This is a genomic window from Gordonia sp. NPDC003585, from assembly GCF_040610755.1.
In the GTDB taxonomy this organism is placed as follows: Bacteria; Actinomycetota; Actinomycetes; order Mycobacteriales; family Mycobacteriaceae; genus Gordonia.
The window spans coordinates 24,426-34,036 of record NZ_JBEXMX010000058.1 but is presented as its reverse complement, the minus strand read 5'-3'; the positions used below and the strand labels follow the sequence as shown (position 1 = coordinate 34,036).

Here is a 9,611-nt window from a genome sequence, read left to right as displayed (position 1 = left end):
GGTGCCCAAGGCCGGTGCCGGCGTCCTCGCCGATCCGCGCACCTGCCCGACCGCGATAGCCACGGCCGTGTCGACGGGCAGGCGCCTGCTCTCGAGCCGCTCGGAGATGCAGCAGATGCTTGTCCCGTCGCCTCGGTGTGCCGAGCCCGTCTGCAACCACCTCGACGCACCGAACGAGCCGCTCGACGGTGTCGGCGCGCAGGACACTGCCGAACATCGGAGACTGCTCGCTCTGATCGTCGACCGGGTGCAGGCCGGTCCGCCGAAACTCGACTGCTCGACGCTGAACGAGCTCGAACGTGCCATCCTCACACTGCCGGTGCGTGATGCGGCGTTGGCGCTCGCCGTGACCGACCTGCGCGACGGTGCCGAGCTGCTCTGGCGCGAACTGACCCGGCGTCTGCAGAAGCAGGGCCGGGCGAGCGCGGCCACGATGCTCGCCCATCTGCACTACATCGGGGGTGAGGGTGCCTATGCCGGTGTTGCCCTCGACGCGGCGCTGGCCGCCGATCCCTCGTGGTCGTTGGCCGGTCTCCTCGATCGTGCGCTCCGGAACGGCATGCGGCCCAACACACTGTGGGAGATGATCGACGACTCTTACCGTGCCGCAGCGGAGTTGGGTGTGGTCATCCCGAATCCGACTCTGCGTGCCGTGGGTTGAATGCCCGTCGCCTCACACCTTGTCGACGAAGACCGAGTGCGCCATCTCGTTCGACAGGTTCAGGCCTTCGTGCCCGGGCGTGTCGATGGTGACGGTGCTCCCCGAGCAGGTGACGGTGACGCGGGCGTTCGGCACCACTCCGGCCTCACGCAGCTGGCCGATGAGTGCTGTGTCGGACTGCGCATGCTCGGACAGGCGTCGCACGATCACCGCGACCTTGTCGCCCTGCGGGAGGTCGGACAGTCGAGTCGCAGGCGCCTCGCTGCCGACGGGCTCGGCGCCGAGCGCTTCGAGACCCGGAATCGGGTTGCCGTACGGCGAGGTCGTCGGATTCTTGAGTACGGAGAGCAAACGGCGCTCGACGTTCTCACTCATGACGTGTTCCCAGCGGCACGCCTCTTCGTGAACCTCGTCCCACGGCATGCCGATGACGTCGACCAGCAGTCGTTCGGCCAGCCGGTGCTTGCGCATGACGGCGATCGCGAGTCCGCGGCCCTTGTCGGTGAGTTCGAGGTGGCGGTCGCCTGCCACGCGGAGCAGGCCGTCGCGTTCCATGCGCGCAACGGTCTGGGACACGGTCGGTCCGCTCTGTTCCAAACGCTCGGCGATACGTGCCCGCAGTGGCACGATGCCTTCCTCTTCGAGGTCGTAGATCGTCCGCAAGTACATCTCGGTGGTGTCAACCAGATCGTTCACTGTGCGCAGTCCCTTTCGTCCCCCTCCAGAGTACCTTGACCTGCGGCGCGAACACCTTCGGCCGACCTCGGCAAGGCGTGTCCGCCGGACTGGTACCGCAGCGTCGAGACATGGCACTAGCCTTGAGGCGTGGCCGATCGAGCGAGTGCGCAATGAGTGCGACCGTCATCTGGAGTGAGGACTTCTTGTCCTACCGATGGGCAGATACCCACCCGATGAATCCGGTGCGGCTCGCGCTCACCATGACCCTCGCGGGCAGCCTCGGTGTTCTCGACGGCGTCGAGCCCGCTCCGCCGCTGTCCATCGACGACGACGTGCTGAAGGTGGTGCACACCTCCGACTACATCGATGCGGTGCGCGCTGTCGGGTCGGGAACGGCGTCGCTGTCGGGACCTCTGCTCGAGCGCCTGTTCGGCCTGGGTGACGCGGACAACCCGGTGTTCGACGGCATGCACGAGGCGGCCCGACTCCTCGTCGGCGGCACCTTGGCAGCGGCGCAGGCGGTGGCGTCCGGCTCGGTGAACCGGGCGGTCAACATCGGCGGCGGCATGCACCATGCGATGCGTTCGCGGGCAGCCGGGTTCTGCATCTACAACGACTGCGCGGTGGCCATCCACTGGTTGCTGGAGAACGGTTTCGACCGGATCGCCTACATCGACATCGACGCCCACCACGGTGATGGGGTCCAGGCAGCCTTCGTCGACGATCCCCGGGTCATGACGGTGTCGGTGCATCAGCATCCGGCGACGCTGTGGCCCGGTACGGGCTGGCCCACCGAGGTCGGCAACGACGCGGCGGCCGGGTCGGCGGTCAACCTCGCACTCATGCCGGACACGCAGGATCGGCTGTGGCTGCGCGCGTTCCACGCGGTGGTGCCGTCGCTCATCGCCGAGTTCCGGCCGCAGATCCTGATCTCGCAGTGCGGCGTCGACAGCCATCGGGCCGACCCGCTGACCGACCTGTCGCTGACGGTCGACGGACAGCGTGCCGCGATGATCGCGATGCGTGAACTCGCGGACCGGTACTGCGAAGGCCGGTGGGTGGCGGTCGGTGGCGGCGGCTACGGCGTGGTCAACGTGGTTCCACGCAGCTGGACCCACCTGCTCGGGGTGGCACTCGACCGCGATGTCGACGTGACCCGGGAGATTGACGAATCGTGGCGTGCCACAGCCGAACAGGTGGCGAGCAAGGTGTACAGCGACTACTCGCAGCCACCGGTGGGGGTGATGGGCGACGGCGGTGATGTGGCCTTCGCGGCCTGGGACGGGGACACCGGACAGGCACCCCTCGACGGAATCAGCGAGTCCGCCCAACGCCAGGCCGACCGTGCCATCCTCGCCACCCGCCGTGCGGTCTATCCGCTCCACGGACTCGACCCGGAGGATCCTCGTGACTGAGCAGCCCACGACCGTTGCCGATCGTCCGGAGCCGCGTGGGCCTTGGGACTATCCGCGGCATTGGATCGCCGACGTGCTGGCGTCCGACGGTGGGGTCGTGCACCTGCGCCCCATCGTCCCCGACGACGCCGACCGCATCGTCGAATTCCACTCCAAACTGTCCGAACGGACCCGCTACATGCGGTATTTCGGGCCAACGCCGACGCTTGCGCCCCGCGAGGTCGCACGGATGACGACGGTGGATCACCAGAAACGAGTCGCGCTGGTCGCCGTTCTCGGCGGCGAGATCATCGCGGTGGGCCTCTACGAAGGGCTCGCCCTCGACGGCAAGCCGGAATCGGCGGAGGTCGCCTTCGTCGTCGCCGACGAGCATCAGGGTCGCGGTCTCGGCCCGATCTTGTTGGAGCATCTCGCGGGTGCGGCTGCCGAGAACGGCTTCACGCGCTTCGAGGCCGAGGTGCTCAGCGAGAACCCGAACATGGTCGCGGTGTTCCGCGATGCGGGTTACCAACTGTCGCGCAGTTTCGACGGATCGACGGTGCACGTCGAGTTCCTCATCGACCCCACCGAGGCTTTGCTGTCGGTGCGAAACGCGCGGGAACGCGCGTCGGAGGCACGCAGTGTGGCCAACCTGCTGCGTCCGGGTTCGGTTGCGGTGATCGGTGCGTCGACCGACCCCAAGAAAGTCGGAAACGCGCTGCTGTCCAACATCATTGCGGGTGGTTTCACCGGCCCGGTGTTCCCGGTCAACGGGCCCGGACACGGTCCCGACGACCCGACCGCGCACGAGGACGACGCCACCGCCCCAGGCCGATCCGCGCCGGGTCGCTCGGTCCCCGGTCGGCGCACCCGGGAGCGGCCGCCGTCGGTGCGTGGCATCCGGGCCTACGAGACGGTGCGCGACATCCCCGATCCGGTGGACCTGGCGGTGGTGGCGGTACCCGCCGAACGGGTGCCCGACGTGCTCGACGACTGCCTTGTGAAGGGGGTTCGCACGCTCGTGGTGGTGTCGTCGGGATTCGGCGACAGCGGGGAGGAGGGCCTGCTCAGCGAACACCGACTGGTGGAACAGGTGCGCGAACACGGCATGCGTCTGGTGGGTCCGAACGCGCTCGGGGTGGCCAACAACGATCCGGCTGTCGCGCTGAATGCGACTCTCGCCCCACGCATTCCCGCTGCCGGTCGCGTCGGGTTCTTCTGCCAGTCCGGCGCCCTCGGCATCGCGATCCTCGACACCGCGGCCCGCAGGCAGATCGGGCTGTCGACCTTTGTCTCGGCGGGCAATCGCGCCGACGTCTCCGGCAACGACCTGCTGCAGTACTGGGACACCGACACGGCCACCGACGTCGTGCTGCTGTATCTGGAGAGTTTCGGTAATCCGCGCAAGTTCTCCCGGATCGCTCGTCGGGTGTCGCGGTCCAAGCCGATCGTCGCGGTGAAGTCGGGCAAAGGGGCGATGACCCCGGTGCGCGCCGCGCGGTCGGGGGGTGCGAGCCTCGACGATCAGATCGCGCGGATGGTCCTCGAACAGGCCGGTGTGATCCAGGTCGACACGATCCCCGAATTGTTCGACTGTGCCACGACATTCGCGTTTCAGCCGTTGCCCCGCGGTCCGCGGGTGCGCATCATCGGCAACTCGTCGGTGCTGGGCAGCCTCGCTGCCGACACCGCCCGCGGCGGTGGGCTCGAGGTTCTCGATGCGATCGATCTCGGGGCCGGCGCGTCCGAGGAGCAGTTCGAGTCGGCGGTTGCCGAGGCGATGGCCGACCCGGGCGTCGATGCGATCCTCGTCGTGTTCGTCCCGCCGGTGGCGGTCGACGCCGACTGGCATGCCCGTGCCCTCATGGCGGCGGCGAACACTCCCGACGCCGACGGCAAGAAGCCGATCGTGACAACCTTTCTCGCGGTCGACGGCATCCCGCCCGGACTCAAGAAGCCCGGCGCCAACGGGCTACCCGATCGTGGGTCGATCCCGTCGTACGCCAGTCCCGAGCGTGCCGCGTCGGCCCTCGCGCGGGCCTGGCAGTACGCCCGATGGCGGCAACGTCCGGAAGCGGTGGTCGCGCGTCCCGACGGCACCGACCCCGAGGCCGCCCGGATGTTCGTGCGCGAGGCATTGGCCGACGTCGCAGTCGACACCGACCAGGGCATGGTTCTCGATCATCTGGCCAGCGCACAGGTGCTCGGGTGGTACGGGATCTCCGTTGTCCCGTTCCGGGAGGTGAGCACCCTGCACGAGGCGTCGGCCGCGGCTCGCGAGCTCGGCTTCCCGGTGGCCGTGAAGGCAACCTCGGCGGCGTGGCGCGGCCGTCTGGACCGGGAGGGCGCGCGTCTGGATCTGCCCGACGCCACCGCCGTCGTGACGGCGTTCGCCGAATTGAGCGGTCTCACCGGCGACGACGTGCTGCATGTGCAGAAAATGGCACCCAAGGGGGTCGGCACGGTCATCCGGGTGCGCGACGACCCATCGTTCGGATCGCTGGTGTCGTTCGGGCTGTCGGGCCGCACCTTCGAGCTGCTCGGCGACCACGGCTACCGTGCCGTCCCGTTGTCAGAACTCGATGCCGCCGAACTGATCGACGAGCCGCGTTCGGCACCGTTGCTGTCGGGCTACGGCGGAGAGGCGGCCGTGGACAAAGCCGCGTTGATCGACACGCTGTTGCGGATCTCCACGCTCGTCGACGACATTCCCGAGGTGCGCGAGGTGCTGTGCGATCCGATCCTCGCCTCGCCGGAGGGGGCGGCGGTGCTCACCGCGCAGATACGGATCGGTCCGGTGCCCACACGTGCGGACACCGGACCGAGAAGATTGGGTTAGGGGAGATTGGGCGCAGATCTCAGCTCGCGTAGGCGCGCAACCGCTCGGCGCGGTCGCCCTGGCGGAGCTTGCCCATGACCTCACGCTCGATCTGACGGACCCGCTCGCGGGACAGCCCGAACATGCGGCCGATCTGGTCGAGGGTGCGCGGCTGACCGTCGTCGAGGCCGTAGCGCATCCGGATGACCTGCTGCTCACGCTCGTCGAGGGTGGCCAGCACGGCGCGGACGTCGGTGTGCATGAGCCCGGCGATGACGGCGCTCTCGGCCGAGGTGGCCTCCGCGTCCTCGATGAAGTCGCCCAGTGGGGCTTCTTCGTCGCTGCCGACCGGCATGTCGAGGCTCACCGGGTCGCGGCTGTGGTCGAGGAGATCGGCGATCTTCTCCGCCGGGATACCGGACTCGTTGGCGAGTTCCTCGTCGGTTGCCTCACGGCCCAGTTGCTGATGGAGCTCACGCTTGATGCGGGCCAGCTTGTTGACCTGCTCGACGAGGTGGACGGGGAGCCGGATGGTGCGTGACTGGTCGGCCATGCCGCGGGTGATGGCCTGGCGAATCCACCAGGTCGCATACGTGGAGAACTTGAATCCCTTTGCGTAGTCGAACTTCTCCATTGCGCGGATCAGTCCCAGGTTGCCTTCCTGGATGAGATCGAGCAGGGGCATGCCACGGCCGGTGTAGCGCTTGGCGAGCGATACCACCAGGCGGAGGTTGGCTTCCAGCAGATGAGCGCGGGCAGCCTCACCCTCGCGGATGATCTGAGCGAGATCACGCTTCTTGGTCGCCGACAGCCGCTTGCGATTCGCGAGGACATGCTTTGCGTACAGGCCCACCTCGATCTGCTTCGCGAGTTCGACCTCTTGCTCGGCGTTGAGCAGCGCAGTGCGCCCGATGCCGTTGAGGTAGACGCGGACGAGGTCGGCGGCGGGCGACTGAGCGTCGAGATCCTGCTCGGTCATAGCCGGGCGGGTGCGCGTGGCGGCAGGGTCTGCGCCGACAGCGCTGGTGAATCCAGTGGTCGTGGTTGAACGTGCAACTGTCGAGCGTGACATGCGGCCTCCTGAATTGAGTGCGTTCACAGAGTGCAACGCGTCGAGCATCGGGAAAGTTCCCGGCTACTCGAGCGTCGTTGGCGGCCGTTGCGTATCTGACCTGGGCAAACTGGTGTTGTCGCGCCGCCAGGTCTGAGAAGTTGCTGAGATGTGCGCTCGGGTGGGATCAGGAGTCGGGGTCGACGGTGTGGGAGTCGATGGTCCGCGAGTCGATGGTCCGCGAGTCCGGGCCGGGTTTCGGTGCCGCGGTCGTCGTGGTGTCCGCCGAATCTGAGTCGACGGCGGATGAATGCAGTTCGGCCGGTCCGATCACCGAGTGGTCGGCACCGTGCAGATAGTGCGGCACGGCGCCGCGTTTGCGGGGTGGCCGGTCGTTGGCGACGAGGACGGCGACCCAGGGCAGCGGAATGGACAGGGCAACGATGCCGAGCGCCAGCAGACCGTTCCCGGTGGCGCTGTAGACGATGCCGGCGATCACCAGAGCGGGCACTCGAAATGCCATCAACGTCAGGTACTTCCGGACCCGGGCCCGGTGCTGGGCCTCGTAGGACTCCGCGGCGTCGGTGATCAGGAACGTCTCGGAGGTCACGCCGCTGCCGCGCCCGTCATCAAATGGTGCACGACCGCCCTGCGCCGTCGACTCACCCATGAATTCCCTTCGCGCCACCGGCCACCGAAACGTGCCGAACCCCCCTTCCACCATCCCACTTTCGGCACGTGAATGCACCATCGGGTCGTCGTGCACAACCGCCACAGCGCACAATGGACGGATGGGAACCGAAACCATCGAACGACCGGACCTCGATGAGTGGTCCGACACCAAGACCGACGAGCGTCCCGACGCCGACGCCACAGATTCCGGCGACGACGACCGGCCGAAGTTCTTCCACTACGTGAAGAAGGAAAAGATCGCCGAGAGTGCGGTGATGGGCACCTACGTCGTCGCGCTTTGCGGGGAGACCTTCCCCGTCACCCGGTCGGCCAAACCGGGGTCACCGGTGTGTCCCAAGTGCAAGAAGATCTACGCACGCATGCGTAAGAGCTGATCCGAAGAGTTCAGTGACCAGCGTCGTGACCTGGGGAAACACGATACTGTCGTGCCCGCAAAATCTAGGGGAAGAAGTTTCTTCCCCGAGGTTCACGGTCGTCCCCTACAAATTTCGGGGGGAAGACACCAAGGGTCGGGGACGAAGTTTCTTCCCCGACTTTTTGTGGGCGTATGTTCCTGGCGTCGCCGTCGGCGGAACGCGGCGACCGGCAATCGGTGACTGAGATCGGGCCCGTCAGCGTCCGCTTCCGGGATATACCCGGAGGACCACCGTCAGGGGCCCGATTCTGGCCACCGGCCCAACCTCCAACCCTTCCCGCCTCCACGATCGTCGGCAACAACGACGGGGAAACGCTGATCCGAAGAGTTCGGCGACCAACGCTCTGACCTGGGGTTACGTGGCGTCGGGGCCGCGAGGACCGCGCGTCGACAGGGACCTCGTTTCTGGTCAGAGACCTTCGGAACTGCCGACGGTCCCTGACCACAAGTGAGGTCTCTGTGATGGGTGGTCCGTGACGGCCGCTTCGCCGACCCGAGGCGCGTCGTCGGCGTGTCGTGGTTTCAGAAACCGCGTGTCTGGTCAGAAACCCGAGGCGCACCAGCGGTTTCTGGCCACATCAGCGGTTCCTGGCGACCAATGCGGTTTCTGCGACGAGGCCGCGCTCTTCCCGCCTCCATGATCGTCGGCAACGCCGACGGTGAGTCGCTGACTCGACTAGTTCGGATTGGCGTTCACCGATCAGACGGCGGCCGTGATCGCCGGATCGGGCCCGAGGACAACCGATCCGGCAGATTGCGGAGCTGTCCGGTGATGTCGGAGGTCTGCGAATTGACCCACTCGCGAACCTGCGTCGTGGTGGACGCCTTCGCCGGCCACAGGGCCTGTACCGCGGCGTTGAACTCTGCGCCTAGCACGATCGCGAACCCGAGGAAGAACGTGAACAGCAGGAACGCGATGGGTGTGGCGAGTGCGCCGTAGGAGTAACCGGCGCGCGTGACCGCAGTCAGGTAGATGCGCAGGATGAAGCTGGCGATCCAGAACACCATGCCGGCGAGGACCGCTCCGCCGACGAGCCGGTGCCACGGCAGCGGATGGGGCAACGCCAGATGGTAGAGCGTCGTCAGCACCAGCAGCAGCAGAGCGGCGACGAACGGGAAGTACCCGTAGTCGATGAGCGTGGTGATGATCGGGTCCCACGAGTCGGGCACGATGTCGTGTAGATAGTTCGGTCCGAGGGCGACGAGCGGGAGCAGCAACACCGCCACGCAGAGGAAGCCGACGTAGAGCAGTAGCGCGAAGATTCGCTGCCACACGGGGTTTCGGACTTCGTGCTGGTCGTGGGCGTGCACGATCGACGCGATGAAACACGACACGGCCGACGACCCCGCCCACAGTGACAGGATGAAGCCGAGGGACACCACACCGACGCGCCCGCGGTTGAGGACGTTGTCGACGGTCGGGGTGATCAGGTCGCTGACGACGCTGTCGGAGAACGTGCGGTTGGCGAAAGCGATGATCCGGTCGTAGACGACGTCGACGGTGTCGGGACCGAACCACCCGGCGACGTAGCCGACGCTGCCCAGCAAGCCGAGGAGCAACGGCGGCAAGGACAGCGCCTGCCAGAAGGCTGCCTGGGCCGACCATCCGACGATGCCGTGGTCCCAGGCGTTCACGGTCGTGCGCCACGCCAGCACATGCAGGTTGCGGAACACGGGCCGCCGCTGCCCGGAGTCGGGGTTGTCGTCGAAGGGGTGATCGTGTCCCGGCCGCCGGGGCGCCCGGATGGGTTCTGTGGGGGCCGTGGGATCGCCGGCCGGCTCCGACGGTATCGACTCCGGCAAAGCCGACTCGCCCGGCGACGGTTCGTCGTCGGCGAGGGGGGCGGGGTTTCGATTTCTGCCGGCTATTCCCTCAGCATTCCTGATCGCGGCGGCAAATG

At 67.2% G+C, this 9,611-nt stretch carries 8 protein-coding genes; 4 read left to right on the top strand and 4 right to left on the bottom strand.

Annotated features, from left to right (window positions below):
• A partial coding sequence (locus ABZW74_RS16310; protein WP_355277553.1) for a DUF4192 domain-containing protein occupies window positions 1-661 on the top strand: 661 nt, incomplete at its 5' end.
• A gap of 12 nt (window positions 662-673) precedes the next feature.
• On the opposite strand, the gene ABZW74_RS16305 is transcribed toward ABZW74_RS16310, so the two are convergent.
• On the bottom strand, window positions 674-1,357 hold the full coding sequence (locus ABZW74_RS16305) for a metal-dependent transcriptional regulator (protein WP_240856991.1): 684 nt from the start codon (window positions 1,355-1,357) through the stop codon (window positions 674-676).
• Window positions 1,358-1,509: 152 nt separating this feature from the next.
• On the opposite strand from ABZW74_RS16305, the gene ABZW74_RS16300 reads away from it, so the two are divergent.
• A complete protein-coding gene (locus tag ABZW74_RS16300) occupies window positions 1,510-2,754 on the top strand; it encodes an acetoin utilization protein AcuC (protein WP_240856992.1) in 1,245 nt (414 codons plus the stop codon).
• Window positions 2,747-5,572: a GNAT family N-acetyltransferase gene (locus tag ABZW74_RS16295; RefSeq protein ID WP_355277549.1), complete on the top strand. Its 2,826-nt coding sequence runs from the start codon at window positions 2,747-2,749 to the stop codon at window positions 5,570-5,572. Before ABZW74_RS16300 ends, ABZW74_RS16295 begins: the two co-directional genes overlap by 8 nt.
• 19 nt (window positions 5,573-5,591) lie before the next feature.
• Here the strand turns inward: ABZW74_RS16295 and ABZW74_RS16290 are convergent, their stop codons facing one another.
• Window positions 5,592-6,623, bottom strand: coding sequence for a sigma-70 family RNA polymerase sigma factor (locus tag ABZW74_RS16290; RefSeq protein ID WP_276614708.1), 1,032 nt, complete (start codon window positions 6,621-6,623; stop codon window positions 5,592-5,594).
• Window positions 6,624-6,789: 166 nt separating this feature from the next.
• Window positions 6,790-7,272 (bottom strand): DUF3099 domain-containing protein, encoded by a 483-nt coding sequence (locus tag ABZW74_RS16285; RefSeq protein ID WP_240856994.1) that lies wholly within the window; start codon window positions 7,270-7,272, stop codon window positions 6,790-6,792.
• A 121-nt stretch (window positions 7,273-7,393) separates the two neighbouring features.
• Between ABZW74_RS16285 and ABZW74_RS16280 the strand changes: the two genes are divergently transcribed.
• Complete coding sequence (locus tag ABZW74_RS16280; RefSeq protein ID WP_355277546.1) at window positions 7,394-7,669, top strand: DUF3039 domain-containing protein; 276 nt, start codon at window positions 7,394-7,396, stop codon at window positions 7,667-7,669.
• A gap of 734 nt (window positions 7,670-8,403) precedes the next feature.
• Here the strand turns inward: ABZW74_RS16280 and ABZW74_RS16275 are convergent.
• Entirely contained in the window at window positions 8,404-9,501 is a 1,098-nt protein-coding gene (locus ABZW74_RS16275; RefSeq protein WP_240857042.1) for a YihY/virulence factor BrkB family protein, read from the bottom strand.
• Window positions 9,502-9,611: the final 110 nt, after the last annotated feature.